The sequence below is a fragment of the Rhodobacter sp. Har01 genome (genome assembly GCF_020564565.1).
Taxonomy (GTDB): Bacteria; Pseudomonadota; Alphaproteobacteria; order Rhodobacterales; family Rhodobacteraceae; genus Pseudogemmobacter.
Map to the genome: position 1 here is coordinate 1 of NZ_JAJCTD010000043.1, position 393 is coordinate 393.

Genomic DNA, 393 nt, shown 5'->3' on the forward strand with positions numbered 1-393 from the left:
TGACCGCGGCGATCACCAAGTATTTCGGCGAATTCAAGGCCTACGACCAGATCGACGGCGCGCCGGAAGAGCGGGCGCGGGGGATCACGATCTCGACCGCGCATGTCGAGTATGAGACCGAGGCCCGCCACTACGCCCACGTCGACTGCCCCGGCCACGCCGACTACGTCAAGAACATGATCACCGGTGCCGCCCAGATGGACGGCGCGATCCTGGTGGTTGCCGCCTCGGACGGCCCGATGCCGCAGACCCGCGAGCACATCCTTCTGGGCCGCCAGGTGGGCATTCCCTACATGGTCGTCTACATGAACAAGGTCGACCTGGTCGATGACCCGGAACTCCTGGAACTGGTCGAGATGGAAGTGCGCGAGCTTCTGTCCTCCTACGAATACC

1 protein-coding gene is annotated in these 393 nt (G+C 63.9%); it reads left to right on the forward strand.

The window, feature by feature from the left end; translation table 11 throughout:
* Positions 1 to 393, forward strand: a 393-nt coding sequence (locus tag LHP98_RS19330; RefSeq protein WP_264473861.1) for a GTP-binding protein, incomplete at both ends; no start/stop codon positions are given.